The organism is Paraburkholderia sp. CNPSo 3274 (genome assembly GCF_024206475.1).
Taxonomy (GTDB): Bacteria; Pseudomonadota; Gammaproteobacteria; order Burkholderiales; family Burkholderiaceae; genus Paraburkholderia.
Window position 1 is genome coordinate 134,738 of record NZ_JAMBPR010000003.1, and the last position, 25,970, is coordinate 160,707.

25 protein-coding genes are annotated in these 25,970 nt (G+C 65.2%); 11 read left to right on the forward strand and 14 right to left on the reverse strand.

From position 1 onward, the window contains the following. Position 1: 1 nt before the first annotated feature. Both M3I54_RS02885 and M3I54_RS02890 read left to right on the forward strand, forming a co-directional pair. Positions 2-1,471 carry an amidohydrolase family protein gene (locus M3I54_RS02885; RefSeq protein WP_254332873.1) on the forward strand — a complete coding sequence of 490 codons (1,470 nt, stop codon included), beginning with the start codon at positions 2-4 and terminating at the stop codon, positions 1,469-1,471. A gap of 609 nt (positions 1,472-2,080) precedes the next feature. After that, positions 2,081-3,019 carry a hypothetical protein gene (locus tag M3I54_RS02890; protein WP_254332875.1) on the forward strand — a complete coding sequence of 313 codons (939 nt, stop codon included), beginning with the start codon at positions 2,081-2,083 and terminating at the stop codon, positions 3,017-3,019. A gap of 49 nt (positions 3,020-3,068) precedes the next feature. Here the strand turns inward: M3I54_RS02890 and M3I54_RS02895 are convergent, their stop codons facing one another. The 4 genes from M3I54_RS02895 to M3I54_RS02910 form a co-directional block, all read right to left on the reverse strand. Next, positions 3,069-3,989, reverse strand: a complete 921-nt coding sequence (locus M3I54_RS02895) for a LysR substrate-binding domain-containing protein (protein ID WP_254332877.1) — start codon at positions 3,987-3,989, stop codon at positions 3,069-3,071. Between the two features lie 81 nt (positions 3,990-4,070). After that, complete coding sequence (locus M3I54_RS02900) at positions 4,071-5,207, reverse strand: porin (protein ID WP_254332879.1); 1,137 nt, start codon at positions 5,205-5,207, stop codon at positions 4,071-4,073. Between the two features lie 81 nt (positions 5,208-5,288). Next, a complete protein-coding gene (locus M3I54_RS02905; RefSeq protein WP_254332881.1) occupies positions 5,289-6,329 on the reverse strand; it encodes an ABC transporter substrate-binding protein in 1,041 nt (346 codons plus the stop codon). Positions 6,330-6,412: 83 nt separating this feature from the next. Next, positions 6,413-7,543 carry a mandelate racemase/muconate lactonizing enzyme family protein gene (locus M3I54_RS02910; protein WP_254332883.1) on the reverse strand — a complete coding sequence of 377 codons (1,131 nt, stop codon included), beginning with the start codon at positions 7,541-7,543 and terminating at the stop codon, positions 6,413-6,415. Positions 7,544-7,793: 250 nt separating this feature from the next. Here M3I54_RS02910 and M3I54_RS02915 point away from each other — a divergent pair, with 250 nt between their 5' ends. Further along, a complete protein-coding gene (locus M3I54_RS02915; protein WP_254332885.1) occupies positions 7,794-9,242 on the forward strand; it encodes a PLP-dependent aminotransferase family protein in 1,449 nt (482 codons plus the stop codon). A 25-nt stretch (positions 9,243-9,267) separates the two neighbouring features. Here the strand turns inward: M3I54_RS02915 and M3I54_RS02920 are convergent, their stop codons facing one another. Then, complete coding sequence (locus M3I54_RS02920; RefSeq protein WP_254332887.1) at positions 9,268-10,194, reverse strand: carbon-nitrogen hydrolase family protein; 927 nt, start codon at positions 10,192-10,194, stop codon at positions 9,268-9,270. 83 nt (positions 10,195-10,277) lie between these two features. Here M3I54_RS02920 and M3I54_RS02925 point away from each other — a divergent pair, with 83 nt between their 5' ends. Together M3I54_RS02925 and M3I54_RS02930 are read left to right on the forward strand one after the other, a co-directional pair. Beyond that, the gene (locus M3I54_RS02925; RefSeq protein ID WP_254332889.1) at positions 10,278-11,189 is read left to right on the forward strand and encodes a LysR family transcriptional regulator; all 912 of its coding nucleotides are present in this window, start codon (positions 10,278-10,280) and stop codon (positions 11,187-11,189) included. Between the two features lie 126 nt (positions 11,190-11,315). Continuing rightward, complete coding sequence (locus tag M3I54_RS02930; protein ID WP_254332890.1) at positions 11,316-12,425, forward strand: aromatic ring-hydroxylating dioxygenase subunit alpha; 1,110 nt, start codon at positions 11,316-11,318, stop codon at positions 12,423-12,425. Between the two features lie 23 nt (positions 12,426-12,448). On the opposite strand, the gene M3I54_RS02935 is transcribed toward M3I54_RS02930, so the two are convergent. The 6 genes from M3I54_RS02935 to M3I54_RS02960 all read right to left on the reverse strand — a co-directional run bounded on the left by M3I54_RS02935 (position 12,449) and on the right by M3I54_RS02960 (position 16,833). Continuing rightward, positions 12,449-12,868: a DUF1801 domain-containing protein gene (locus M3I54_RS02935; protein ID WP_254332892.1), complete on the reverse strand. Its 420-nt coding sequence runs from the start codon at positions 12,866-12,868 to the stop codon at positions 12,449-12,451. 65 nt (positions 12,869-12,933) lie between these two features. After that, positions 12,934-13,674 carry an LrgB family protein gene (locus M3I54_RS02940; protein ID WP_254332894.1) on the reverse strand — a complete coding sequence of 247 codons (741 nt, stop codon included), beginning with the start codon at positions 13,672-13,674 and terminating at the stop codon, positions 12,934-12,936. 44 nt (positions 13,675-13,718) lie between these two features. Next, positions 13,719-14,153, reverse strand: a complete 435-nt coding sequence (locus tag M3I54_RS02945) for a CidA/LrgA family protein (RefSeq protein ID WP_254332896.1) — start codon at positions 14,151-14,153, stop codon at positions 13,719-13,721. A gap of 95 nt (positions 14,154-14,248) precedes the next feature. Further along, entirely contained in the window at positions 14,249-15,712 is a 1,464-nt protein-coding gene (locus tag M3I54_RS02950; protein ID WP_254332897.1) for a CHASE2 domain-containing protein, read from the reverse strand. A gap of 42 nt (positions 15,713-15,754) precedes the next feature. Continuing rightward, positions 15,755-16,369: an OmpA family protein gene (locus M3I54_RS02955; protein WP_254332898.1), complete on the reverse strand. Its 615-nt coding sequence runs from the start codon at positions 16,367-16,369 to the stop codon at positions 15,755-15,757. Continuing rightward, positions 16,366-16,833 carry a FecR domain-containing protein gene (locus M3I54_RS02960; RefSeq protein ID WP_254332899.1) on the reverse strand — a complete coding sequence of 156 codons (468 nt, stop codon included), beginning with the start codon at positions 16,831-16,833 and terminating at the stop codon, positions 16,366-16,368. The genes M3I54_RS02955 and M3I54_RS02960 overlap by 4 nt, the downstream gene beginning before the upstream one ends. A 107-nt stretch (positions 16,834-16,940) precedes the next feature. Between M3I54_RS02960 and M3I54_RS02965 the strand changes: the two genes are divergently transcribed. Continuing rightward, a complete protein-coding gene (locus tag M3I54_RS02965) occupies positions 16,941-17,168 on the forward strand; it encodes a hypothetical protein (RefSeq protein WP_254332900.1) in 228 nt (75 codons plus the stop codon). Here the strand turns inward: M3I54_RS02965 and M3I54_RS02970 are convergent. Further along, positions 17,162-18,430 carry an MFS transporter gene (locus tag M3I54_RS02970; RefSeq protein ID WP_302058824.1) on the reverse strand — a complete coding sequence of 423 codons (1,269 nt, stop codon included), beginning with the start codon at positions 18,428-18,430 and terminating at the stop codon, positions 17,162-17,164. The genes M3I54_RS02965 and M3I54_RS02970 overlap by 7 nt on opposite strands. A 129-nt stretch (positions 18,431-18,559) precedes the next feature. Further along, positions 18,560-19,642, reverse strand: coding sequence for a tartrate dehydrogenase (locus tag M3I54_RS02975; RefSeq protein ID WP_254332902.1), 1,083 nt, complete (start codon positions 19,640-19,642; stop codon positions 18,560-18,562). 110 nt (positions 19,643-19,752) lie between these two features. Here M3I54_RS02975 and M3I54_RS02980 point away from each other — a divergent pair, with 110 nt between their 5' ends. After that, positions 19,753-20,691: a LysR family transcriptional regulator gene (locus M3I54_RS02980; RefSeq protein WP_254333021.1), complete on the forward strand. Its 939-nt coding sequence runs from the start codon at positions 19,753-19,755 to the stop codon at positions 20,689-20,691. 7 nt (positions 20,692-20,698) lie between these two features. On the opposite strand, the gene M3I54_RS02985 is transcribed toward M3I54_RS02980, so the two are convergent. Next, positions 20,699-22,186 (reverse strand): PLP-dependent aminotransferase family protein, encoded by a 1,488-nt coding sequence (locus M3I54_RS02985; RefSeq protein WP_254332903.1) that lies wholly within the window; start codon positions 22,184-22,186, stop codon positions 20,699-20,701. A gap of 122 nt (positions 22,187-22,308) precedes the next feature. On the opposite strand from M3I54_RS02985, the gene M3I54_RS02990 reads away from it, so the two are divergent. The 4 genes from M3I54_RS02990 to M3I54_RS03005 all read left to right on the forward strand — a co-directional run bounded on the left by M3I54_RS02990 (position 22,309) and on the right by M3I54_RS03005 (position 25,959). After that, on the forward strand, positions 22,309-22,947 hold the full coding sequence (locus tag M3I54_RS02990; RefSeq protein WP_254332904.1) for an FMN-binding negative transcriptional regulator: 639 nt from the start codon (positions 22,309-22,311) through the stop codon (positions 22,945-22,947). 30 nt (positions 22,948-22,977) lie between these two features. Continuing rightward, positions 22,978-23,331 (forward strand): cupin domain-containing protein, encoded by a 354-nt coding sequence (locus M3I54_RS02995; protein WP_254332905.1) that lies wholly within the window; start codon positions 22,978-22,980, stop codon positions 23,329-23,331. A 163-nt stretch (positions 23,332-23,494) separates the two neighbouring features. Continuing rightward, positions 23,495-24,415 (forward strand): SMP-30/gluconolactonase/LRE family protein, encoded by a 921-nt coding sequence (locus M3I54_RS03000; RefSeq protein WP_254332906.1) that lies wholly within the window; start codon positions 23,495-23,497, stop codon positions 24,413-24,415. Continuing rightward, positions 24,412-25,959 carry a UxaA family hydrolase gene (locus M3I54_RS03005; RefSeq protein WP_254332907.1) on the forward strand — a complete coding sequence of 516 codons (1,548 nt, stop codon included), beginning with the start codon at positions 24,412-24,414 and terminating at the stop codon, positions 25,957-25,959. Before M3I54_RS03000 ends, M3I54_RS03005 begins: the two co-directional genes overlap by 4 nt. The last annotated feature ends 11 nt before the right edge of the window (positions 25,960-25,970 follow it).

Genomic DNA, 25,970 nt, shown 5'->3' on the forward strand with positions numbered 1-25,970 from the left:
TATGGCTTCCAGAATCAACCGCCGCGGCAATGCAATCGGCCCAGTCTCCGCATGCCTGGGCGACAAGGCGCTCGCGGAGTTCGCCAGTCGCCGCATCAGCGCCGATCTTGCCCGGCGCGGCTTTTTGGTTGGCATGGGCGCATCCCTGTTGAGCGCGGTGCTGCCCGAGTTCAGCAGCGCGCAGCAGCCTGGTGCTGCGCCTGGCGCCCAGCCCACGACGTTCACGAACTTTCGCCTGTTCGACGGCAAGTCCGCGGCGCTGCAGGGCGGCATGTACCTCGTCGTCGATGGCAACCGCATCTCGCAGCTCCGTCGGGGCTCGCCTGACGCGCAGAACGCGTCGGGCGGCCGCGTGATCGACTGCGGCGGCAAGGTGATGATGCCGGGCCTCATCGACATGCACTGGCATTCGCTTCTCGCTGCGGTTCCGATCGCGACCATCCTCCAGTCCGACCTGAGTTTCGTCTACCTGGCCGCGGGCGCGGAGGCCCAGCGCACGCTCTTGCGCGGATTCACGACCATTCGCGACGTAGGCGGTCCCGCCTTCGCCCTGAAGCAGGCCATCGACGCGGGCATGCTGAGCGGCCCGCGCATTTACCCCTGCGGCGCGATGATCACCACGACGGGCGGCCACGGGGACTTTCGTCTGCTGACTGACGTGCCGCGCACGAGCAGCCAGATCAGCGAGATCGAACGAACCGGCGCCGCCGCCATTGCCGACTCGGCCGACGAAGTGCGCCTGCGTGTGCGCGAGCAGTTCATGCTCGGCGCCACGCAGATCAAAATCGTGGGTTGCGGCGGCGTCTCCACGCCGCGCAGTCCGATCGACATGCTCACGTTCACCGAGCCGCAACTGAAAGCCGCAGTGGAAACCGCGTCCGACTGGGGCACTTATGTGGCCGTGCACGCCTACACGCCGGAATCGGTGAAGCGTTCGGTGTCTGCCGGCGCGCAATGCGTCGAGCACGGACACCTCATCGACGATCGGACTGCTGAAATCCTGGCGAAGAACGACACATGGTTGAGCACGCAACCGTTTACCAGCGAAGAGGATGTGGCGCCGTTGGCGCCGTCGAGCCGCGAGAAGTTTCTTGAGGTGACAGCCGGGACCGACAACATGTACAAGCTCGCCCGCAAGCATGGGCTCAAGGTGGCGTTCGGCACGGATCTGATCTTTTCGCAGGTGCTGGCCACCCGGCAAGGCACGATGCTCGGGCATATGACGCGCTGGTATTCGAATGCCGACGCATTGCGCATGGCCACTGGCACGAACGGGCAGTTGCTCGCGCTGGCGGGCGAGCGCAATCCGTATCCGCACAAGCTTGGCGTGCTGGAGGAGGGCGCGTACGCGGATCTGCTGATCGTGGCGGGGGACCCGCTCCAGGACATGACGCTGCTGGCCAACCCCGATCAGAACCTGAGCCTGATCATGAAGGATGGCCGGGTCTACAAGGATGCGTTGAAGGCGTGAGGCTGCGCGGCGCGGGCTCCCGTCACTAAAGCCCGTAAAAAAACCGCGGCATCGCAATCGCGATTTGGCACGCAAATCGAAGGCCAGATAGCCCGCGCGAGCATGGCGAACGCCCGCTCATGGCGTATCGGCGACAATCAGCCACACGATTTCTGTATCAAGATGTCACGGCGTGGGGACGCATCAACCGGGCCCGTTTGCCTGCGCGGCGCAGCCATCATGGCACGGCCGGAGAACCCCCAGCGGGGGTCGAAATCCCGCCTGTCCCTATCCGCCATCTGGCCGATTCTGCCGGTTGAACTTCGCGGCGAAGTAGCCCATATTCAAAACGACTATTTGTTACAACCGTCCAACGATCCGCGAAATACAGTAGGGACTACAGCGAATACTTCGAATCCGTGCCGCCTGGTTGCCTCCGCTGCGACGCGCACCAGCCGCCGGTAGCAAACCCGAAACCATCCTGTCAAAGCTTCCATGCCTGCAATGTTCAACGAACCTGGCCGAGCCAAGTCTGGTCCGTGGGGATGTCCATACTGCGGGACCGGTTTTAATGCGCCACTGATGATTTGCCCTCAGTGCGGCGCGAAGCAACCTTCCTCTGGCCCGCGCATGTCGCCGGCAAGCGAATCCGCCGTGCCCGAATGGCACGATGGTTTCGCGCGCCATGCGCGTGCGGAGTGGAGCCCTTCGGCATTCAGTTTCAGTGGCGCGCCGCGCGACAGCAATTACGAGGTCCGCGATGAAGCGCCCGCCGCGCAACGTTCGTGGTTGCCTTTCTATGCCATCGGCAGCGTGGTGTCGATCGCGTTCCTGCTGACCGCATACGTGATTTCGCATCGAACCGAGCGGGAGCCGACCCTGGGCGCCCAGATCGTGGAGGGTGCGATCCTCGGACCCAAGGCCACATCGGCCGCGCACGACACGAAGCTGCACACGGTACGCAGCGCGCCGGCGGTAGCTGTCGCGCAGTTGCCTGCGCCGGTCGCCAGCGTGAAGCCGCCTCCCGTTGATACAGCGCCGCCGCCTGTGCTGGCTCATGTCGCGCCGCCCGTGCCGCCGAGCGTTGCTGCGCGAAAGAGCAGTGCCGAAGAGCGCTCGCTCGCTGCAGCGAAGATCAAGGCAGAGAAGGCCAACGCGGAGAAGGTCGCCGCAGCGAAGTCCGCCGCATACGCGCACGCCGACGTCGCGAGAAGTCTGGCGAGCGCGCGTGCGAGCCTCGACAAGAACAGCCTTGGGCCCGCGCGCAGCGCCATCAATTCCGCGCTCGCGGAACAGCCTGGCAACGGCACTGCGCTGCAAATGCAGGCCGAATTGACGTCGCGCGAAGATCAGCGCGATTCGTTGCTTGGCTACGCGCGGCTTTGCGCGCGCGATGGGCGGTGGGTGTGCGCCTGGCATAACGCGGGGCACGCACTGACCGTCGATTCGTCGAGCGGCGAAGCGCGGGAGATCCTCTCGCGCTCCATCGCGGCACAGGGAGCTGGTGCCGCGCCCACGATGAGGCAGGTGAACTCGGGTCCGCCGGGGCCGCCGATCGATCCCAACTGACGATCTCCATAGCGCTGGCGCGGGTGCGCGACGCCAGTCTTGCACCGCGCTAGCGTTGTTGGCTGTCCTGTTCGCTGTGGTGCTCGACCAGCCAGTTGCTGAAGTTGCGCACGCGTAGTGTGTCCTGCACTTCGGGCCGCACATCGAGCCAGTATCCCGAAGGCCCCACCACTTCCACCTCGCTCAGTTGCACGAGCGTGCCGTTCTCCAGCTCGGGCGCGATCATGTGCCGGTCGGCAACGGCAATGCCAAGACCGGCCACTGCCGCGTGGATGACCTGATCGAGCGTACTGAACTCCAGTTCTCCGCGCGGCGCCATCTGCACGTCGAGCGCCGCGGCTTCGAGCCACGCTTCCCAGACCAGCAGGCGCCGGTCGATATCGAGGATATAGAGCCACGGATGCTGCGCGAGGATCTCGCGCAGCGCGTTCTGATCGGCGGCGGGTTGGCTGAACTCGCGCGCCGAGCCGACCAGCACGTGGCGCTCGCGCATGAGCAGCGTGCTCTGGCCGCCCGGCAGCGGTTCCATGCCGAAGCGGATCTGGCAATCTTCGTTGCGCTCCGTGCCGTGCAGCGGCCCGTATTCGTTGGTGATGGAGATGCGCAGATCGGGGTGGCGCACCTGGAAGTCGCGCAGGCGCGGCGTGAGCCAGCGCGTGGCGAGCGTGGGCGCGGCGTTCAGACTGAGCAGGCTGTTCGACGGATCGGCGCGGATCGTGTCGAGCGTATGGGCGATGCTGTCGAACGCGGCTTGCAGCGTAGGCAGCAGACGCTTGCCCGCGGCCGTGATTTCGAGCCGGTGATGATGCCGCATGAAGAGCGGCGTGCCGAGATAGTCTTCGAGCAGGCGAATCTGGCGGCTGATCGCCCCCTGGGTCACGTGCAGGTTCTGCGCTGCCCTGGTGAAGCTGAGCGTGCGGCTCGCCTCCTCGAATGAACGCAGTGCCGATAAAGAGGGTAGGCGGCGCATGCAAGCCTCGCGATGCAGGAGCGCCGGCGCACATTCAATCGCGCCGGCGCGTTTTCAGTGATAAGGACGGCGTGAAAAACGTTAGAACGCGTGCGTGATACCCACGCGGGCGACGGCCTGGTTGTCGGTGCCCGAGGGGTTGAAGCCCGTGATCTGCGCGTTTTCCGCCGAGCCCGCCGCGTGCTGGTACACGCCCATCGCATAGACCGATGTGCGCTTGGACAGCGCGTACTGGCCGATCAGGTTGACCTGGTGATACTTCGGCGAGTTGTCGGTGGCGTGGTCCTGGCCCACCGTGTAGGTGTAGCCCGCGCCCACGGCGAAGGCGGGCGTCACGGCATAGGTGCCGGCCACTTCGAAGTTCTGGAAGTGGAGGTCGCCGCTGCCGGTGGCCGAGGCGAAGTCCACGTTCGAGTAGTTCGTCATCAGCTTGAGGCTGCCGATCACATACGACGCCCCGGCGGACAGGATGCCCTGGTAGCGCGCGTTCGCGAGCGCGTCGCCGAACACGGAGTTCACGAAGCTGCCGCCGCTGCCATAACCGGCCACCGCCGTGATCGGATCGTTCACACGCAAGTAGCCCACGCCCGCGCTGAAGGAGCCGATCGTATAGGCCGCTGCCGCGCTATACGAGGCGTTGTTCGAGAACTGGCCCGCCTGGCCGCCGAACGAATAGTGGCCTTCGAACTGGAAGCCGGCGAGCACCGGGCTCACGTATTTCACGGCGTTGTTGACAGGGAACCCGTTGTCGAGGTTGTCCATGTCGTTCGGGTGTGCGAAATACCAGCCGCCGTAGTTGCCGTTGAGCGAATACGGCTCGATCAGATCGACGGTGGCGTCCCATTGTTTGCCGAAGGTCACCTGGCCATATTGATCCGACTTGAAGCCGACATAGGCGTTACGCGAAAACGCGAGGCCGCCGCCCAAGCCGCCCGTCGCCGCGTTGAAGCCGCTTTCGAGCCGGAAGATCGCGGAGTAGCCGCCGCCCAGGTCCTCGGAACCGCGCAGGCCCCAGCGGCTGCCAGCGGGCACGCCGCTTTGCATCTGCACGAGCTTGCTGCCGGTGCCCGGCACGAGCTGGCCGTTCGCCCCGTTCGCCACGTTGCTGGCGTAGTCAATGCCGAGATCGATGAGGCCGTACAGCGTCACGCTGCTTTGCGCGTGCGCGCCCGCTGCGGCGAGCGCGAGCGGCAGCGCCGCGAGGATCTTCTTTTTCACTTAAGTCTCCTTATCATGGAGCCGCGTTGCGCGGCTCGGCGTTTCTCGTTGGTATCGTTTATTTCTTGCAGCGCGTTGCGCTTACGCGCCAAGCGACTTCTGCACCTTCTCCGCGACATCCGCGGGCACCCAGGTCTTCCACATTTCGGGGTGCTGCTTGAGGAACTTGAGCGCTTCGTCCTGTGCATCGACCTTATGCTCGGTCATGTCGAGAATCGTCGTGTTCAGGAAGTCGATGGGGAAGCTCACCTTCGTGAAGAAGGCCATCACGTCGGGCTCGGCCTGATAGAACGGCGTCGAAACGCCGATCTTCAACTGCGAGACCAGGTACGACGAGGCGCATGGCTGCGCGCTGTTGGCTTCGCGCAGCGTCTTCCAGCACGCTTCGTTGAACGGCGGCATCTTGAGCTGAACGAACTTGTACTTCGCCATCAGCGCAGCCGGCTCCCAGTAGTAGGTGAGAATCGGCTTGCCGCGCGCGAAGGCCGATGAGATGGCCGCGTCGAGCGCCGCGCCCGTGCCAGGGCGGAAGTTCGTGTAGGTATCGTCGAGCTTGAGCAGCTTGAGCAAGCGCGTATTCACGCGTTCGCAGTCCCAGCCCGAGGGGCAATTGAGGAAGCGGCCGCGATCCGGTTCCTCGTCGTCCACGAACAGGCCCTTGTACTTCGGCAGATCGCTCACGGACTGAAGGTCGGGCGCGCTTGCCTTGATGCCGCGCTTCGCGTCGCCGTGCACCACGTAGTCGGGCACATACCAGCCTTCCTTCGTGCCGCCCGGCAGTGTGTCGCCCACGAGCTTGACCGAGCCCGCCTTGACCGCGCCCGCGATGATCTCCGAGCGGCCCGTCCACTGCTCGGCCCAGACCTGCAGGTCGTTGCGCGAGAGCGCCGTTTCGGTGGCCGCCGTGCTGCCGGGCACGGTGTCGGTTTGGCAGCTATAGCCGTTCTTGAGGATGTAGCGCAGCACTTCGCTCGTGAAGTTGCCGCTTTCCCATGTGATGCCCGCGAAGCGCACGGGTTTGCCTCCGCTGCACCAGCTGCCTGCGGCGTGCGCCGGCAACGCGGCGAGGGCGAGCGGCGCTGCAAGGCAGGCCGCGCGCAAGAGGGTGGTCAGGCGTTTCATTGCGTGTCTCCGTTTTATTGAAATGTTTCGGAATGCTTCAGATGCGGGCTGGCATCTCGTTTATGTTGCGGCCCAATGAGGCTTCAGTCGTAACGGCTGTCGTGTGCGCGTGTAGCGGCGAGCATGGCTTCGTCGAGTTCGATGCCAAGGCCAGGCGCGTCGCTCAACGCGATCCAGCCACTCGCGTCGATGTCGATCACGTTCTTGATCGGGAAGTCGCGCCGCGCAGGCGTCCACTCGGGCGGGTCGTACGGAAACTCGACGAACGGCGCGTGCGCAGCGCCCGCCACGACATGCAGGTTGGCCGCGAGGCCAATGCCGTTGCCCCACGTATGCGGTGTGAATACCTTGCCGTGCGCCTCGACTTGCGCCGCGAGCCGCCGTGCGCCTTCCATGCCGAGCGTGCAGACGACATCGGGTTGATAAACGTCGAGGCAGTCGTGCGCGAGGAGCGCCGCGAATTCGTGCGCGTCGCGCGTCATCTCGCCGCCCGCGATCCGCACTGGCGTTCGCTTGCGCAACTGCGCGTGGCCCGCGTAGTCGCCGCGATGTAGTGGTTCCTCGACCCAGTACACGCGATGCTTCTCGATCTGGCGAATCACGGCGAGCGCTTCGTCGGCGCGCCACGGCGCCTGGGTGTCCCACGGCATGCGCCAACCCTGGTTGCAATCCACCATCAGTTCGATGTTGTCGCCCGCGGCTTCGCGCACGGCGGCGAGCGCGGCGAGATCGTCGGCGAGGGTCGGGCGGCCGAAGCGTACCTTGAGCGCGGGAAAGCCACGTGCGACGGCATGCTCGGCCCATTGCGCCATGCCTTCGAGCGTTCGATGCACGCCCGAGGACGCATATGCCCGCACCCGCTTCGAGCGGCCGCCGGCCATTTGCCAGCACGGCTCGCCGCGAATTTTCCCGGCGAGGTCCCAGAGCGCGACGTCGAGCGGCCAGAGACGTCCCGCGTGGAAGCTGAGGTTCTCGAGCACCGCCGAGTGCCGTGGCAGGTCGAGCGGGTCGGCGCCGATGAAGAGGTCGCGGTAGTCGTCGAGGCCGTACATGGCGTCGCCGGAGCCGATGCCCACGCGGCCTTCGTTGTCTTCCACGCGCACGATCGTCGCCGGGAAGGCGCGCCGCGGGCGGCTGTCCCACGAGGCGGGGAACGGCGGGTCGAGCGGCAGCCGGTGCTGGCTTACAGTGATGCGTGCGATGCGGTTCGTCATGGCGCGTGGGGCGCCGCCCGGGGCGCGCAACATTGCGTAACTTACGTCTGAAGATACGCATGCAGCGCGCCGTGGGGCGGGCCATTGTCTCCTTGGCCTTGTCAGGCGTTATGGCATCCTAGAGGGTCAATTTCGTGCACTCAATGAAGTCAATTGAAGTAAATGACAGCCTTCATTTCCGCGAATTGGGCGCGATAATGACGCAGCCGTCGCGCCGTGCCGCGGCGTGCTTTTCTCATTCGGGAAAACCATGAATGGCTGGATGCCCACGCTCTCGCGCAGCAGCGAACCCAAGTACCGGGCGATCGCCCAGGCCTATTCGCAGGCCATTCACGGCGGCCAGATGCTGCCCGGCGAAAAACTGCCCGCGCACCGGCTGCTCGCGAAGAAGCTCAACGTCACGACCGGCACGGTGAGCCGCGCTTATGCGGAGCTGGAGCGCGGCGGGCTGGTGGTGGCGCGCGTGGGCGACGGCACCTATGTGGCCGAGCCCGACGCCGACGGGGCGCGCATACAGGACCGTACGCGCCCCGCGCCCGAGTCCAGCGAGCGGGCCGCGGCGATCACGCCGGGTGCGCCGGGCGTCCATGCGCCGGGGCGCCTGATCGATCTCGGCCAGAACGTGCCGATGCCGACCGACGAAGCTTTTCTGCTTACCCAGACCTTGCGCGAATTAGCCGCGGACGAGCAGCTGGCTGGCGAACTGCTGCTTTATCAGCCTGAAGGCGGCCGCCGCTCGCACCGCGAAGCGGGTGCGCGCTGGCTCGCGCGCATGGGCTGCACGGTGGCCGCCGAGCGAGTACTGGTGACGCAGGGCGCGCAGCACGGTCTTGCCTGTGTGTTGCGCGCGGTGCTGCGGCCAGGCGACACGATTTTCGCCGAGGCATTGAGCTATCCGGGCATCGTCGCGCTCGCGCGGCAGTTGCGGTTGAATCTCGTCGGCATCGAAATCGACGAGGAAGGCATCGTGCCCGCCGCGCTCGAGCGCGCGTGCGGGCTGCTTGCGCCGCGCGCGCTCTTTTGTGTGCCGACACTGCACAACCCGACCACGGCGACGCTCTCCGAAGCGCGCCGCACGATGATCGCCGAGATCGCGGTGCGCCATCACCTCGTCGTGATCGAGGACCTCGTGCCCGCCGCCTTGCTCGATGCGCCGCCCACGCCGCTCGCCGCACGGCTGCCCGAGCACGGCATCGTCATCAGCAGTCTTTCGAAGGCGGTCGCGCCGGGCCTGCGCATTGGCTATGTGCAGGCGCCGCAGGACTGGGTCGGCAAGATCCTCGCGGTGATACGCAGCGACTGCTGGATGACTTCGCCGCTCGCCGCGGAGATTGCGGCGCGCTGGATCGTGGATGGCGAGGTCGATCGGCTCGTCGCGCAGCAGCGCGCACAGGTGGACGCGCGCCATGCGATCGCCGCCGAGGTACTGGCGGACTGGACGTATCGCACCGATCCGGCGAGCCCGCACCTCTGGCTGCCGCTCGCCGAGCCCTGGCGCGCCGCCGAATTTTCGGCGGCGTTGCGTCAGGCCGGCGTGCTCGCGAAAACGGCGGACAGCTTCGTGATCGGCCGCGGGTCGGCGCCGCACGCGGTGCGTTTGAGCCTGGGCGGCGCGCGCAGCCATGAGGCGCTGAGAGAAGGGCTGGAGTTGCTGGCGCGCACGCTGCGTAACGGGCCGGAAGGGCTTTATTCGGCTTGACGGCGGGCCTTTCAACGTCGCGCCGTTACTCCACGATGAACGAGACCGTGCGCTTGCGCCGTTCATCGACCGAAAGCGCGAACACATCGGGCCGCGCATAATGGCCCACCACGTCGAAATCGTAGCGGGCGCGCGTGAGTTCGTCGGTGTCGATCTCCGCGACGATGAGTCCGGCTTCACCGCGCAGCGGGCCGGCCAGCACGTCGCCGAGCGGCCCGACGATCAAGCTGCCGCCATTGATGAGCGGCCGGTTCTCGTCCCACCCGGGCACCTCGACGCCGAGCGCCGCGGGCGAGGGCTGCACCTGGCACGCGCTGATCACGAAGCATCGTCCTTCGTGTGCGATATGGCGCATGGAGCACTGCCAGATGTCGCGCTCGTCTACGGTCGGCGCGCACCAGATCTGCACGCCCTTCGCGTACATCGCCGTGCGCAATAGCGGCATGTGGTTTTCCCAGCAGATTGCTGCGCCCGCGACGCCTGATTCCGTGCGAACGGTAGGCAGCGTCGAGCCGTCGCCCTGCCCCCAGATGAGTCGCTCCGTGCCGGTTGGCATGAGCTTGCGATGCTTCGCCACGAGCCCCTCGCCCGGATTGAAGAACAGCGCGGTGCAAAAGAGCGTGCTGCCATCGCGCTCGATCACGCCGATTACGAGCGACGCGCCGCAACGCGTCGAAAGCTCCGCGAGCGCTTCGGTTTCCGCGCCGGGCACGTCGATCGCATTCTCGTAGTAGCGCGCGAATGCCTCGCGGCCTTCGGGCAAGCGGTAGCCGAGGCGCGTGCCGAATATTTCTCCCTTCGGGTAACCGCCGAGTAACGCCTCGGGCATGACGACGAGCTTCGCGCCCGAGGCGCGGATCTGCGTTTCGAACGACAGAATCTGTTCCAGCGTTTGCGCTTTGCCGGCGGCGGACGAACCGATCTGCAGCGCGGCGACTTTCGACTTGGCCATGATGGCGTGCTCCCAGGGCGTTGGACAGCTCACATCTTTCCACGGCGATAAAATCGCGAGAACGTATATCGAGACTATGTGATATGAACCAGTTTGATATCGCCGGTGTGGACCTGAATCTGCTGAAGATCTTCGAGGCACTGTTCGAAGAGGGCGGCGCGAGCCGCGCTGCGATTCGCCTCGACATGACGCAGTCGGCCGTGAGCGCGGCGCTCAGGCGTCTGCGCGCGCTCTATGCGGACACGCTGTTCGTGCGCACCGGCCGCGGGCTTGCGCCGACTTCGCGCGCGCAGGAGCTCAAGCCCGTGATCAGCGAAGCGCTCGACCGTTGCCGCCATAGCCTCGCGATCGCCTCGCCCGACGCCACCACGTTTCATGGGCGGGCGGTTTCTATCGGGCTTTCCGACGACTTCGAGGTGGCTTTCGGCCGGCGCATCATCGAAACGCTGGAAACCAGCGCCCCGGGCCTGCGCATCATCTTTCGCCAGACGCACAGTCAGATCGTCGCCGATGCGCTCGCGAATCAGGACATGGATCTCGCTGTCGCGGCGGGCGGCTTCGCTTCGCGCGGGCTGAGCCATCGGGTGCTCGGCGAGGGCAGCTATGCGTGCCTCGTGGACGCCGCCGCGCGCACGCCGCGGCGCTTGACGCTCGGCGACTACGTGTCGAGAGGGCACATCCTGGTGTCGTCGGGCGGCGTGGTCGGGATCGTCGACGAAGGGCTCGCCGCGCGCGGCCTGAAGCGCAATGTCGTGGCCTCTACGACGCATTTCGCCGCGTTGCCCTTTCTGCTCAAGGGCACGCGCAGCGTCGCCACGATTCCGCGCCACGCCGCCGAGGCGATCGCGCGCGTGGCGGGCCTGAAACTGCTCGCGTGTCCGATCGATCTGCCGCGCTATCCCGTGGAACTCGGGTGGCGCAACAGCTCGCTGCGCGACGCCGCCATCGTCAAGGTTCAGGCCGCCATCATCGCGTGCTTTCCGGCAAAACACTGATCGACACCCATGCTACATTCGCGTTGAATGATTGGGCACGAGACTTGCGTCCAATCATTGGTTTCCCAGAACGACGGTAACGGCGCTAGCGACGATATCGACGGACTCGACAAGGAGATTCTCCGCATGCGCGCAATGCCTTTCCCCGACGGCTATACGATCGAGTCACATTTGCAAGAACCGCGCGACCTGCGCCGAGTGCCCATTCATCCCGATCACTGGTATCCGCTCGCCTGGTCGCGCGAACTCAAGCCTGGCAAGACGCTGGGCACGCACTTCGCCGGCGAGCCCATCGTGCTCTTTCGCACCGCGTCAGGTGCGGCGTACGCGCTCGAAGACCGCTGCGCCCACCGCCAGGTGCCGCTGCATGCGGGCGTGGTGGATGGCGAGTCGCTTCGCTGCGGCTACCACGGCTGGACCTACGATTGTTCGGGCCAATGCGTGGACGTGCCTTACCTGGGCAGGGAGCGCCTGCCCAACGGCGTGCGCGCCTATCCGTGCCGCGAGGCGCACGGCATGATCTTCGTCTTTCCCGGCAACGCCACGCTCGCCGAAGAGACTCCGCTGCCCGTGCTGGATTCCGTAACGGACAAGGCATACAAGACGCGCCGCTTCGGCCAGGAGGTGAAGTGCCACTACTCGTTCATGCACGAGAATCTGATGGACATGAATCACCAGTTTCTGCACCGCCGCCAGATGGGCCAGATGCGGGCGCGCTCGCTCGGCCGGCGGCGCGGCGAGAACTTCATCGAAGTGGACTACACGTTCGTACGCATGGCGGGCAAGCAGCCCGCGGGCGAGGCGCTCGTGTTCGGCGCGAGCAAGAACCGCGCGGCCCCGAGCGACCAGAGCGTGATGACGATCCGCACGGAATATCCGTATCAAACGCTGAAAATACGGTCGAGCGACGACTCGCTCCTCATGGACCTGTGGATCGTTTATGTGCCGCTCGACGCGCGGCAGCGCACGAACCGGACATTCGGACTCCTTTCGGTCCGCAGGCCCGCCGTGCCGTTCCTGCTCGATGCAGCGTGGCCGCTGCTGGTCTGGTTCACGGAGCGCATCTTCAAGGAAGACCGCACCATCGTGGAACTCGAACAGGCCGCGCACGACAACCAGGGCGCCGACTGGAATCACGAAGTTTTTCCCGTCATCAATGAATTGCGCGACCTGCTGCGCGATTGCGGCGGGCGCACTGTGATTCCCATTCGCGAAGTTAGCGAAGCCGACGCCTGAGGCGAAGGCGCCTTGCGCTCGCGTCAGGCCGTTTTGCTGGCGCGCGTGCTGCCGCGCGATTTGGCAGGCGCTTTTTTCTTCGCTTTGCCCTGGTTGAATTCGATTGCCGCGCGAATGAGCGCCATCAGTGCGCGCTTGTCGACCTTGTCACCCTCGAGATAGTCGATGGCGCGTCGCGCGTTGCCGTCGAGCCCGGCGTTGAACAGCTTGTTCGGGTCGGGCAGGCTCGCGCCGTACAGGAACGTGAGCTTCACCTTGCCCTTGTGGGCATTGCCCACGGCGATCATGCCGTCCCGATACCACACGGGGCTGCCCATGTATTTCCATTCCTCGACGATGGCCGGGTCGGCTTCGAGAATGGCCTCGCGCATCGCGGCGAAGGTGTCGCGGCGCCAGTCGGTGAGTCCCGCGATTAGCTGGTCAATACGTTCCGATGGGGTCATTCGCGCTCCGTGCCTTGCATGACTTCCTGTTGTCGGGCAATCAGGATCGTAATGTAGCACTGAGGTTACCAGGTGACGTGGGCAATCACCATGGGAAGCACGAAGGGCAGCACGAGCGCGGAAATCGTGCCGTTCATCGCCATACCGAGCCCGGCGAACGCACCCGCCTCCTCGCTGATCTGGAAAGCCCGGGCCGTGCCGATGCCATGCGACGCCACGCCGATGGCGAAGCCGCGCGCGTCGTCGCGCCGTATGCCGAGCACGCCCAGGATGAAGGTCCCCATGACGGCGCCCAAAATGCCCGTGGCGATCACGATGGCGGCGGTCAACGCGGGCATGCCGCCCACTTTGGCGGAGATCAGCATTCCAATGGCCGCGGTGACCGACTTTGGCGCGAGCGAGGCGACCGTTGCGGGCGGGCAACCGAACATCACGGCAATTGCCACGGCCGAAACGACGGCCACGCAGCTGCCGGCGAGCAGGCCGAACACCAGCGGAACGAAAGCTTCGCGCAGTTTGTGCAGTTGACGATGGAGCGGTACGGCGAGCGCCACGATCGCCGGTCCAAGCAGAAAATGAATGAAGCGCGCGTGCTCGAAATAGGCCTGGTAGGGGACGCCGCCCAACTTCAGCAGACCCGTGAGCAGCAGGACCGCGATCGCGACAGGGTTTGCCAAAGGATTGCGGCCGCAGTGCCGGTGTATCCAGCAGGCAAGCAGATAGACGCCGATAGTCGCGGCGATGGCGGGTACATCCGAACTCGTGAGCCACGCGCCGATGAAGGCAGGCGCCGTATGTTCAGGCATGGTGGGTCTCCTCGCGCATACCGGCGCGAATCCGCCGAAGCCGCCTATTGTTCGACCTTCGCGGAGGGGATCGATTGTTTCGATTTTCTTTCGAGCAGCGCGCAAGTCACGAGTCCGCCGGCGGCGATCGAAAGCGCGGTGCTCACCAGGATGGCGACAGCGATTGCAAATAGTTGACCTTTCAACACGCCAGCGAGCGCGAACACGCCTGCACCGGCTGGGATAAACAAAAGCGAAAGATGATTCAGCAACCCGAGCGCCGGACCTTCCACGTCGCGCTCGACCCGAGGCGCCGCTGAGAGCAGACAGAGCAGAAGCACGAGGCCGATGACCGGGCCGGGAACAGGCACGCGCGCGATCCACGCGATCCATTCTCCGGCACCCTGTAGCGCGACGAGCAGCGCGAATGTGCGCACGAAGGCCAGGTCCGCCTTGACTGGCGCCGGGGCATGCGTTGAGGCACGGGCGGGATGGCGCATCGGGAAGCTCCGGCGGAACGCGACGAACGCAACGACACGCCGGCAGTATCCGCCCACCTCGTGAACGAAAACATGGACGGCAACTGAAGAAATCGTTAAGTGTTGATCGACGCGCCCGCTCCGGGCGCCTTGGCGGAGCTCGATGCGTTTTGCGCTTCCGGCTCCATGAGGGAGATGGTGAAGAAGCTGCCCATGACCGCGGAAAGAATGATGAAGATCGATGCGGCATCGACAAGGAAGCCGAAATAACGGAATACGAGGAAGCAGATCGAAAGCGTCAACAAGTTAAGCGTAAGGCCGATGATGGCGGAGGCCTTCGGCACGGTGCGCATGAAGACGGCAAGCCGCGAATCGGTGCGCGGCACATACCAGATGAAGAACAGACCGAGCGCGAGGATGAAAGCCGTCTCACACCAGATCAGCCAGTCCGGGCGCTGCAGGAATCTGCCCTCGAAAATCGTTTCGATCACCTGCGCCTGAATCTCGATGCCGGGCACCAGCTCGCCTAACGCAGTCGTGCGCATGTCGGTCAGGCCCGTTCCGGTGAGGCCGACTAGAACCAGCTTGTTGCGGATGCGGTTCGCATCGACCTTACCTTGCAAAACGTCGCGTGCGGAAACATAACGCTGCTGCGTGCGCGCAATGGAGGCGAAATGCAGCCAGATGTCGCCGTCGGATTGCGTGGGCACCCGCACGTCCGCCACGCCGACGGCTCGCACGCCCCAGGGGCCTGCGAACACCTCGATGGCTGGCGAGCCGGTGGCCACCCGCAGCATTTCGATGGGCAGGCTTGGCACGAGTTTGTCGTCAAGACCCAGCACGAGCGGAATGCGCCGCACCGTGCCCTGTTCCTGTGCGACGTTGAGCATGGCCTGGCCGTGGGCTGCGCCCTGCAACTCGGGGAGGCTTGCGAGCACGTAATTGAAGCGGTGAACGTTCGCGAGGGCGTCCGAGCCGTGCACGAGCACGGGCGCGCTCAGGATGTCGGTGCGCGTCGTGGAGGTCGCGTAATCGAACGCCGCTGCGCCGAGGATCGACGGCGATGCGCGCAACGCCGTCGCGAGAATGCGCTCGTGGCTGGGCAGCGCTCGCAGTTGGGTGGCCAGCGCCGCCTGCGAGGCGGGCAGGTTGTCGGCCACGTTGCCAGGCGACGTTTGGTCGGGCTCGGGCATGTAGATGTCCAGGCCGATCGCCAGCGGTTTGTTCGCCTCGATCGCATCGACCAGCCCGGCGAGGCGGTTGCGCGGCCAGGGCCATTGGCCGAAGGATTCGAGCGTCTTGTCGTCGATCTCGACGATGGTCACCGGCTGCGCGGTCGGCACGCGTGGAAAACGGCGCTGATAGTGGTCGAAAAGAAGCTGGCGCGCCGAGCCGAAGGTGTCGGGCAACACGTTGTCGAGCGTGTCGAGGAAGGCCGGCCGCGCAACATCGCCGGGCCATTCGCCGCACAGATTGATGAACAGAAACGTCACGAGCACCGCGAGCGCCCAGGGGCGCCCTTTGCGCGCCCGCATCATGCGCCTGACGAAGGCGATGCTCGAGTTGCGGTAGCGTTTCATGGTGACATGGGATCGATGAAGAGCGCCGCGTGTCGATACGGATTACTGAACGGTGATGACCGCGCGCCGGTTTGCCTGGTTGGGCACGCCGTCCGCGGTATGGACGAGCGGCTCGCGCTTGCCTCTGCCTGCAACCTCGATCTGCTGCGCGGGTATGCCGGACTTGACCAGAAACGACGCCACGCTTTGCGCCCGACGCGTGGAAAGTCGGTCGTTGAACTCCTGGGAGCCCGCCATATCGGTGTGGCCGACCACCGTGAGGTGAGGCGCGGGCCAGGTCGCCAATACCTTTTTCAACTCGGCAACGGTGGCCGCGGACTCGGGCGCAAGCTGCGTGGCGGAGTCGAAAACGAAGTTGATCGTGAACGTTCGGGGCCGAGGCGGCTCAGCCGCCAGCAGATCGGCGTACTGTGCCTCCACGGCGGCCTTGTTGTCGGCGGTTTGCTCGATCGCGCCGCCTTTCGACACATCGGCGCGCGTGTAAGCCCTATCGATGACCTGCGTCTTGCCGCCGCTATGTACGATCACGTTGCCGACGCTGCCGTCCGGATTGGGCAGCAGCGTGATCTTGTCGGGCGTGCTGCACGCGCAGAGGCATAAACACAGCGTGAGCGCCATGCACCGCGGCAGCCAGTGTGTTCCGTTGTTTGTCTTCAATGATCGTTCTCCCCGCTTCCTCCCACCTCGATGATGAACTCGGTGCCGCGCACGCCGAGCGTGGTGGTGGGCGTGCTGTAGCGCACGGCTTCCGGATTGGCCTTCGCGAGCTTGCCGTCGACCACGGCGAGCGAGCCGTGCTTGATGCTCACGTCGAGCGCGCCGTCGTAGGTGGTGGTGTTGAATGCGAACGTGTTGAGATCGAGAACGGAGTTGGCGCCCTCGGTCAGCAGCGTGTTGTCGCGCAGGGTGATGCCAACGGAAGAGGCGGGGCCGGTCAGGACGCGGTCGCTCGCGAACACCTCACTGCCGACACCTACGCCGACCGGCTGACTCGCACGCTCGATATGCACCGTACCCTTGATCGTCTTGACTATGCCAATAGCATCGGCTGCGTGCGCGTCGAAGACTGGCGGGCACCCGCAGGCGAGAAGCAAGGCATATTTGATGGCTTGGTTACGCACTGGCGATACCGTTTGGCGAAACGAACGTGAGGGCTCGCGCCGGGTCTCTCGGGCACCCGGCGAGCATAGTGACTCCGCGCGGCCTGCTCCGTGCGCTAGCGCACATAGTGCGTGCCGTTGCGGGCGCAACGGTCATCGTCACCATGGCGGCGATCGGGCCGGCGCAGGTGCACGCGCGTGTCGTCTGGTTCGCCGTCGCCAGGCGCGCTGGACCGGGGCTCGTCGCCATCGTGGTGACGACGGCCTTCCCGCGCTCCGTCGTGACGCTGCCGATGCCGCGTTTGCTAGCCGCCCGAGCGACGACCAAGCCGCGCGAGAGCCCGCCCCTTCAGTGATCGTGCCTCACCTGCGCCAGTACCGGCTGGCTCGCCTTGCGGCTCAGCATCAACGTAACGACCGCGGACAGCGCGAGCGTCGCGCCAACGACATACAAGCCCGCGGCATAGCTCCCGGTCTGAGTCTTCAGCCACCCGATCACGGCGGGCCCGACGAACCCGCCGAGATTGCCGATCGAATTGATCATGGCGATCCCCGCTGCGGCCCCCGCGCCCGAGAGAAACATGCTGGGCATGGCCCAGAGCGGCGCCTTTGCGGCGCTGATGCCGACATTGACCACCACGAGCGCGAGCACGATCATCAACGCGGTGCTGGCCTGCCCCGCGAAGATGAAGCCCACGCATGCCAGCACGCAGGGAATCACGACGTGCCAGGTGCGCTCTGTCGTGCGGTCGGAGTGCCGCGCCCAGAGAATCATGGCGACGACCGCCACGATGCTCGGAATCGCGTTCAGAAGCCCGGTTTCGAGCGAGCTGAAGCCATATTGCCGGATGATGAGCGGCGCCCACAGACCCAGCGTGTAAAGGCCAGCGGAGGTGCCGAAGTAGATCAGCGCGAGCGCCAGCACGCGCGGGTCGCGCAGGGCGCTCAGCGCCCCTGCTGTATGGCCTGCGTGCCCTTCGCGCGCCCGCGCTTCATCGGCGAGCTTCGCCATGAGCCAGTCGCGCTCTTGCGGCTTCAGCCAGCGCGCCTTCGAAGGCGCATCGGTGAGAACCTTCAGGACCACGAAACCTAGCAGCACGGCAGGAACCGCTTCGATCACGTAAAGCAGCTGCCAGTTGGCGAGCCCGAACATGGGCGGCAATTGCATGAGCGCGCCCGAAATGGGGGAGCCGAGCGCCGTCGAAATCGGCGCGGCCGCCATGAACCATGCCGCGGCTGCTGCGCGTTGCTTCGTCGGGAACCAGAGGCTCAGGTAGAGGATGATGCCGGGGAAAAAGCCTGCTTCCGCCACGCCGAGCAAAAAGCGCATCGCATAGAAACTCGTGGGGCCGGTCACGAAGGCGGACGCCGCCGAGACAATGCCCCATGTGACCATGACGCGCGCGATCCAGATGCGCGCGCCCACGCGGTGCAAGACGAGATTCGAAGGCACTTCGAACAGAAAGTAGCCGATGAAGAAAAGGCCGCCGCCCAGGCCGAACGCCGTGGGCGAAAGGCCAATCGCCTTGTTCATCGTCATTGCCGCGAAACCCACGTTCACCCGGTCGAGAAAGCTCACGAAATAGAGCAGCATGACGAACGGGATGATGCGCCACATGAGTTTGCGCGTGACAATTGCTTCGGTATCCGAATTCACGTGTCTCCTCCTTGGAGGGTTGGCGGGGGCGCGCGGGTATTTTTTGTGTCACGCCCCCGTGTCTGCTTTTCTTTTACGGCGCGGTAGCGTTCAAGCAGCGACGGCTGACTTTTCGACGAGTTCGCACACCGCGGCCGTGACCTGCGCGGTGGTTGCCTTGCCGCCAAGGTCGCCGGTGTGGAGTGCGGGTTTAGCGGTCACGGTCTCGATGGCCTGCATCACATGAGCGGCGGCTTCGGTCTCACCGAGGTGCTCGAGCAGCATCACGACCGACCAGAACGTGCCGATGGGATTGGCGAGCCCCTTGCCCATGATGTCGAAGGCCGAACCGTGGATCGGCTCGAACATCGACGGATAACGCCGCTCGGGGTCGATGTTGCCGGTCGGCGCAATGCCCAGGCTACCCGCGAGCGCGGCGGCGAGGTCGCTGAGAATATCCGCGTGCAGATTGGTCGCGACGATCGTATCGAGCGAAGCAGGGCGGTTGACCATGCGCGCCGTGGCGGCGTCCACCAGCTCCTTGTCCCACGTCACGTCCGGGAACTCCATCGAAATCTGCTGCGCGATCTCGTCCCACATCACCATGGCATGGCGTTGCGCGTTGCTTTTGGTAATGACCGTGAGCAGCTTGCGGGGGCGCGACTGCGCGAGTCGGAACGCAAAGCGCAGGATGCGTTCCACACCGGCGCGCGTGAGGATCGAGACATCGGTTGCGGTTTCGAGCGGATGACCCTGGTGCACGCGGCCGCCTACGCCCGAATACTCGCCTTCGGAGTTCTCGCGCACGATCACCCAGTTCAGGTCTTCGGGCTTGCAGCGCTTCAAAGGCGCGTCGATGCCGGGCAGGATGCGCGTGGGGCGCACGTTCGCGTACTGATCGAGCCCCTGGCAGATCTTCAGGCGCAGGCCCCAGAGCGTGATGTGGTCGGGCACGTCGGGGTCGCCCGCGGAGCCGAACAGAATGGCGTCCTTGTTGCGGATGGCGTCGAGCCCGTCGGCCGGCATCATCACGCCGTGCTGGCGGTAGTAGTCGGCGCCCCAGTCGAAGTTTTCGAATTCGAACGCGAAACGCTGCGTGGTTTTCGCAAGCGCTTCCAGCACTTCTTTGCCCGCAGGCACGACTTCCTTGCCGATGCCGTCGCCGGGAATGGTTGCGATGCGATAGGTCTTCATGTCTCGTTCCTTTGGAGTGTGGCAAGTGTGGGTTCACTTTACCCAACTCCCGGTTCAAAAACCGGTGCTAGACTCAAAGCATCCTTAACTTGAATTCACAAGTGGCGACCGTGACCGACACCGTTCAACCCGCCGATCTGGGCTTTTTCTCGACGCTCGCCTCCTCGGGCAGCCTGAGCGCCGCCGCGCGTGAGCTGGGCCTCACGCCCGCCGCCGTGAGCAAGCGGCTCGCGCAAATGGAGGAGCGCGCCGGAGTGCCGCTGGTGAACCGCACGACCCGCCGCATGATGCTGACGCCCGAAGGCGAGGTGTACCTGGAGCACGCGCGCCGCATTCTCGACGAGATCGACGAGCTGGGCGAGCTGCTGGGCGGCTCGAAGAAACATCCCAAGGGGTTGCTGCGCGTGAACGCGACGCTCGGCTTTGGACGCAGTCATATCGGGCCGGCGCTTTCGCGTTTCGTCGTGCAGTATCCGCAGGTTTCCGTGCAGCTTCAGCTTTCGGTCATGCCGCCGCCGCTCACGGAAGATTCATACGATGTCTGTATCCGCTTCGGCGAGCCGCCTGATACGCGTGTGATCGCACGGCGTCTCGCGGCGAACCGGCGTTTGCTCTGCGCTTCGCCCGCCTATCTCGCGAGCCGGGGCACGCCCGCCACGCCGCACGACCTCGCGAAGCACAACTGCATCAGCATTCGCCAGGGCGACGAAGCCTATGGCGTGTGGCGGCTTTCGAACGAGCGCGGCAATGCACGCAAATCGGAAGCAGTCCGCATCAATGGCAATCTCACGACCAACGACGGTGAAATTGCCGTGAAGTGGGCGCTGGACGGGCACGGCATTTTGATGCGCGCAGAATGGGACATCAACGAATATCTGGCGGACGGGCGGCTCGTGGTCGTGCTGTCCGAGTATGAAACGCCGGGCGCGGATATCTACGCCGTGTATGCGCAGCGGCACCAGCTTTCCACGCGCATTCGGGCGTTTGTCGACTTCCTCGCGATCGAATTGGGTAAGTCGCAGCGATATCCAGTACCCCGAAGCGCTTAACCTCGCTTCATTTCGCCACCGTGGCAATGACGGCAGCGAGGCGATGCGCGGCCTCTTTCATTTGAGCGCTGCTAAAGCCGCCAAAGCCCAGGATGAGCCCTGGGCGCGCCGTGCCCGCGGCGAACATGGGCGACGCTGCGCGTACGGCGACACCCTCGTTCGCTGCGCGCCGCACAATCTGGTGATCGTCCAGTCTCGCGGCGAGCCAGAGCACAAGATGCATGCCCTGGTCACCCGGCTCGATCCACGCCAGCTCGCGGGGCAAAAGCGCTTCGAGCGTTTCGATCAGGCTGAGCCGCTGCTCTGCATAGACGTTGCGAACCTTGCGGACGTGTCGCTCCAGGTGCCCCTCGGTCATGAAGGCGGCGAGAACGTGCTGATCGGCCGTTGGCGGATGGCGCTCCACGAGCACGCGCGCGCCGCAGAACGCATCCACGAGATTGGGCGGCACGACGACATAGCCAAGCCGCAGTGAGGGAAACAGGATCTTGCTGAAGGTGCCGAGATACACCACGCGATCCGGCGCGAGCCCCTGCAGCGCCGGAAACGGATAGCCCTCGTAGCGCAACTCGCTGTCGTAGTCATCTTCGACAACCCACGCATGGACCGCGCGCGCCCACGCGAGCAACGCCGCGCGCCGCGCCATGCTCAGCGGCATGCCGAGCGGATATTGATGCGAGGGCGTGACGAACGCCACGCGCGCCTTCGGCGCCATGCGAATGCCTGCCTCGACGTCGAGACCTTCGGCGTCCACGGGCACGCGGACCATGGCGTCGCGGTAGGGCATGCTTTCGAGGATGGCGGTCACGCCACGGTAGGCCGGGTTCTCGACCCATGCCTGGTCGCGCGGCCCCAGCAGCACCTGGCTTGCGAGAAAGAGCCCCTGCTGGGTGCCGCTCGTCACGATGACCTGATCCGCTTCGCAGCGCACCGATCTGGACTTGCGCACATAATCGGCAATCGCTTCGCGCAGCGCGAGTGCGCCTTGCGGGTCGGCATAGCCGGTCGGCGAGGCCGGACCCCGCGCGCGCAAGCGGTTGCCGAGCCGGCGCCAGATGTCGCCGGGCGCGGTCATGCCCGTTGGCACCGAAATCGCAAACGGCACCGGAGGAAGCGGCTTGAACTCGCGGCCGATCCTGGCGAATGCTTCGGCGCGTTCCGGCAGCCCGGTTTGCGCCGCCTGCCATGAAGCCACGCGGGGCTCGCGCGCGGGCTGCGGCTCCGCCAGCGCAAGCGCCACGCGGGTACCGGCTCCGGCTTTCGATTCAAGAAAGCCCTCGGCGATCAACTGCTCGTATGCCTCGACAACCGTGCCGCGCGCCACCTCGAGCGCAGCGGCGAGCGCGCGCGTGGAAGGCAACGCATCGGCGGGCCTCAGATCGCCTTTGCGCACCGCTTCGCGCAGCGCCTCGGCCACCTGGCGGCTGAGATTGCCGGCGTCCCGGTCCAGCGTGCCGAACGATGGCATCTCTGCGGCTTGCGCGGTTCTCGGCATGATTCTGGTTCACTAAAATATAAATAAACTGGATCTATAGAATAAACCACTTTTGGAGCAGACTCGGGTCTGTGGCAGCGTCGGCCACGCTAACCCATCACCTTACGAACGGGGACAAACGCATGTACGTACCAGCCCATTTCGCCGAAAACCGCAAGGACGTCCTGCACGATTGCATTGCCCAACATCCGTTCGGCACGCTGGTCACGCAGGGAAAAAGCGGGCTCGACGCCAATCACATTCCCTTTGAACTCGCGGCGGGCGAAGGCAAGTTGGGCGTATTGCGCGCGCACGTCGCGCGGGCCAACCCGGTTTGGCAGGACGTGGCGAGCGGCGACGAAGTGCTCGTAATCTTCCGCGCGGGCGACGCGTATATTTCGCCGAACTGGTATCCGAGCAAGCACGAGGCGCACAAGCAGGTGCCGACCTGGAATTACGTCGTTGTCCATGCTCACGGGCGCATCAAGATTCTCGACGACGAGCGCTACGTGCGCGGCGTGATTGGCCGCTTGACGCGCACGCACGAAGCCACGCAGCCCAGGCCCTGGAAGATGGCCGACGCGCCCAGGGACTACACGGACACGCTCGTCAAGGCGATAGTCGGCGTGGAGATCGAAATCACGCGTCTTGTCGGCAAGAGCAAGCTCAGTCAGAACAAGGAAGCGCGCGATATTCGCGGCGCGGGCGAAGCGCTCAAATCGAGCGGCGAGTCTCGCATTGCCGACGCCATGCTTGCTGCTGCCGCCGAGAAGGCGCAATAGCGCGCACTAGCGCACACAAGGGGCCTCGTCATGGCAAACGACCTGCCGCTCGCGCCCGGCTTTTCTTGCATCGATTCGGCGAGCATGGCATGGGTGCCCTCCCGCTACGCTCACGGCGTGGAGGTCAAGAACCTCGGCAAGGCAGACGGCCGCGCGATGCAACTGGTCCGGTTCGCTGCAGGCGCAACGTTTCCGGGGCACCGCCATACCGGCCCCGAGTTCATCTATGTACTCGAGGGCGAGGCCGTGCAAAACGGCCGTCGGCTAGCGGCGGGATACGCCGGTGTCGCCGGGCGGGGGACTGTCGACGCAGAATTTCATAGCGACACGGGCTGCGTGTTCCTGCTCGTCTACGACCTGGACCAGGTGTTCGACAAAACCTGATTGCCACGCCGGCTCGCGGGTAAACGCGGGTAAACCACATTCCAGGCGCTTGAAGAAAATCTTCACAGGCCTATTCAACTAGTATTTAATAACCCGGCGCGGCAGTGAGCGATCGGTCACGCGCGTCGCCGTGACCTGACCCTGACGGTACGAGGCCGGAACGATGAATCCCCACGAATACGAAATCCACGATGCGCGCTTTCGCATGCTGCTGCAGCCCAACGCACAGTTCGAGAAGCTCGCGGGCGGCTGCATGTGGGCGGAAGGACCGGTGTGGTTTCCCGCCGGTGACTTTCTTGTCTGGAGCGACATTCCCAACAACCGGATGATGCGCTGGGTGCCCGGCATCGGCACGGGCGTGTTCCGCGCGAACTCGAATTTCAGCAACGGCAACACGCTCGACCGCGAATGCCGGCTCGTGACGTGCGAGCACGGCACGCGCCGCGTCACGCGCACGGAACACGACGGGCGCATCACCGTCATTGCCGATCGCTACGAGGGGCATCGGCTGAATTCGCCCAACGACGCGATCGTGCATTCGGACGGCTCGATCTGGTTCACCGACCCCGACTACGGCATTCTCGGCGACTACGAGGGCTATCGCGCGCCGAGCGAGATCGGCGCATGCCATGTGTATCGCGTGGCGCCCGATACCGGCGCGGTGCAGCGCGTGGCCGACGACTTCACGAAGCCCAACGGGCTTGCATTCTCGCCCGATGAATTGCGGCTCTATGTGGCCGACTCGGGAGCGTCGCATATCGAGAACGGCCCGCATCACATCCGCGTATTCGACGTGGACGCGCAAGGCGGGTTGCACAACGGCCGGGTATTCGCGGAGGTTTCGCCGGGTGTGCCCGACGGTATGCGTGTAGACGAGCACGGCAACGTCTGGACGAGCGCGGGCGACGGTATCCACTGCTATGCGCCCGACGGCAAGCTGCTCGGCAAGATCCTCGTGCCGGAGACGGTCGCGAATCTCGTGTTCGGCGGCCCGAATCGCAATCGCCTTTTCATTGCAGCCAGCACGTCGCTGTACTCGCTTTACGTTGGCGTGCGCGGCGCTTCCCAAGGAGACCGGCTATGACACTGCTCGACCCCGCCTCGCTCTCCGCCGCGCTCATTCTTCTCGATCGGGGCGATGACGTCGCCATCGCACGCGGGCAGTTGATGCCCGGCTCGACACTCTATGGCGACCATACGGTCGCGGGCATGATTCCGCCTGGCCACAAGGTCGCGCTGCGCGATATCGAGCCAGGCGAACCAGTGCGCCGCTACGGGCAGATCATCGGCTTTGCGAGCCGGCCGATCCGTCGCGGCGAACACGTGCATACGCAGAATCTCTCGATGGGCGATTTCGAGCGCGACTACGCATTCGGCGTGGACGCACACGAAACGGCCGCCGCTGCGCAACCTGCCACGTTTCTTGGCATTCGGCGCGCGGATGGCCGCGTCGCGACACGTAACTACATAGGCATCCTGACGTCTGTGAACTGCTCGGCTACTGTCGCCCGCGCGATAGCGGATCACTTCCGCCGCGACATCCACCCGGAAGCGCTGGAAGCGTTCCCCAACGTGGATGGCGTGGTGGCGCTCACACACGGCGAAGGCTGTGCGCTGGCGTCCGAGGGCGAACCGATCACGGTGTTGCGCCGCACGCTCGCGGGTTATGCGCGGCACGCCAATTTCCATGCCGTGCTGATCGTCGGACTCGGCTGCGAGACGAACCAGATCGACGGTCTCGTGGAAGCCGAACAGCTCGAGCGCGGCGCGCGCCTCTCGACCATGACGATTCAGCAGACGGGCGGCACCGCGCGCACGGTTGCAGCGGGGATCGAACAGGTGCGTGCGCTGCTGGCCGAAGCGAATCGCGTGACGCGCGAGCCTGTCGATGCGCGTCATCTCATGGTCGGCTTGCAGTGCGGCGGGTCGGACGGCTACTCCGGCATTTCCGCGAACCCCGCGCTCGGCGCGGCCGTGGACAGGCTCGTCACGCACGGCGGCACGGCGATCCTCTCCGAAACGCCCGAAATCTACGGCGCCGAGCATCTGCTCACACGGCGCGCGGTGTCGCGCGAAGTCGGCGAAAAACTGGTGGCGCGCATCCGCTGGTGGGAAGCGTATTGCGCGCGCATGGAAGCCAACATGAACAACAACCCTTCTGCCGGCAACAAGGCGGGCGGCCTCACGACCATTCTCGAAAAGTCGCTCGGCGCGGTGGCGAAAGGCGGCACGACGCGGCTCGTCGAAACCTACGAGTATGCGCAGCCCGTGCGCGCGCAGGGGCTCGTGTTCATGGATACCCCTGGCTACGACCCTGTGTCCGCCACAGGACAGGTGGCGGGCGGCGCCAACCTGATCTGCTTCACGACGGGCCGCGGCTCCGCCTACGGCTGCGCGCCTTCGCCGTCGCTCAAGCTCGGCACGAACAGCGCGCTGTGGCGACGCCAGGAAGAAGACATCGACCTGAACTGCGGCCGCATTCTGGACGGCGAGCAAAGCGTAGAGGAGGCAGGCGCTGCGATCTTCGAGTTGATGCTCGCGACGGCCTCCGGGCAGCGCACGAAGAGCGAGCTGCACGGCTATGGCCAGAACGAATTCGTGCCCTGGCATTTGGGGGCGGTCATGTAGAGCGGGAGCGA

What these genes read in the sequence shown, in the direction of transcription:
- M3I54_RS02885 (WP_254332873.1), top strand. Translation starts at nt 2, where the DNA reads ATGGCTTCCAGAATCAACCGCCGCGGCAATGCAATCGGCCCAGTCTCC.
- M3I54_RS02890 (WP_254332875.1), top strand. Translation starts at nt 2,081, where the DNA reads ATGTCGCCGGCAAGCGAATCCGCCGTGCCCGAATGGCACGATGGTTTC.
- M3I54_RS02895 (WP_254332877.1), bottom strand. Translation starts at nt 3,989, where the DNA reads ATGCGCCGCCTACCCTCTTTATCGGCACTGCGTTCATTCGAGGAGGCG.
- M3I54_RS02905 (WP_254332881.1), bottom strand. Translation starts at nt 6,329, where the DNA reads ATGAAACGCCTGACCACCCTCTTGCGCGCGGCCTGCCTTGCAGCGCCG.
- M3I54_RS02910 (WP_254332883.1), bottom strand. Translation starts at nt 7,543, where the DNA reads ATGACGAACCGCATCGCACGCATCACTGTAAGCCAGCACCGGCTGCCG.
- M3I54_RS02915 (WP_254332885.1), top strand. Translation starts at nt 7,794, where the DNA reads ATGAATGGCTGGATGCCCACGCTCTCGCGCAGCAGCGAACCCAAGTAC.
- M3I54_RS02920 (WP_254332887.1), bottom strand. Translation starts at nt 10,194, where the DNA reads ATGGCCAAGTCGAAAGTCGCCGCGCTGCAGATCGGTTCGTCCGCCGCC.
- M3I54_RS02925 (WP_254332889.1), top strand. Translation starts at nt 10,278, where the DNA reads ATGAACCAGTTTGATATCGCCGGTGTGGACCTGAATCTGCTGAAGATC.
- M3I54_RS02930 (WP_254332890.1), top strand. Translation starts at nt 11,316, where the DNA reads ATGCGCGCAATGCCTTTCCCCGACGGCTATACGATCGAGTCACATTTG.
- M3I54_RS02935 (WP_254332892.1), bottom strand. Translation starts at nt 12,868, where the DNA reads ATGACCCCATCGGAACGTATTGACCAGCTAATCGCGGGACTCACCGAC.
- M3I54_RS02940 (WP_254332894.1), bottom strand. Translation starts at nt 13,674, where the DNA reads ATGCCTGAACATACGGCGCCTGCCTTCATCGGCGCGTGGCTCACGAGT.
- M3I54_RS02945 (WP_254332896.1), bottom strand. Translation starts at nt 14,153, where the DNA reads ATGCGCCATCCCGCCCGTGCCTCAACGCATGCCCCGGCGCCAGTCAAG.
- M3I54_RS02950 (WP_254332897.1), bottom strand. Translation starts at nt 15,712, where the DNA reads ATGAAACGCTACCGCAACTCGAGCATCGCCTTCGTCAGGCGCATGATG.
- M3I54_RS02970 (WP_302058824.1), bottom strand. Translation starts at nt 18,430, where the DNA reads ATGTGGCGCATCATCCCGTTCGTCATGCTGCTCTATTTCGTGAGCTTT.
- M3I54_RS02975 (WP_254332902.1), bottom strand. Translation starts at nt 19,642, where the DNA reads ATGAAGACCTATCGCATCGCAACCATTCCCGGCGACGGCATCGGCAAG.
- M3I54_RS02985 (WP_254332903.1), bottom strand. Translation starts at nt 22,186, where the DNA reads ATGCCGAGAACCGCGCAAGCCGCAGAGATGCCATCGTTCGGCACGCTG.
- M3I54_RS02990 (WP_254332904.1), top strand. Translation starts at nt 22,309, where the DNA reads ATGTACGTACCAGCCCATTTCGCCGAAAACCGCAAGGACGTCCTGCAC.
- M3I54_RS02995 (WP_254332905.1), top strand. Translation starts at nt 22,978, where the DNA reads ATGGCAAACGACCTGCCGCTCGCGCCCGGCTTTTCTTGCATCGATTCG.
- M3I54_RS03000 (WP_254332906.1), top strand. Translation starts at nt 23,495, where the DNA reads ATGAATCCCCACGAATACGAAATCCACGATGCGCGCTTTCGCATGCTG.
- M3I54_RS03005 (WP_254332907.1), top strand. Translation starts at nt 24,412, where the DNA reads ATGACACTGCTCGACCCCGCCTCGCTCTCCGCCGCGCTCATTCTTCTC.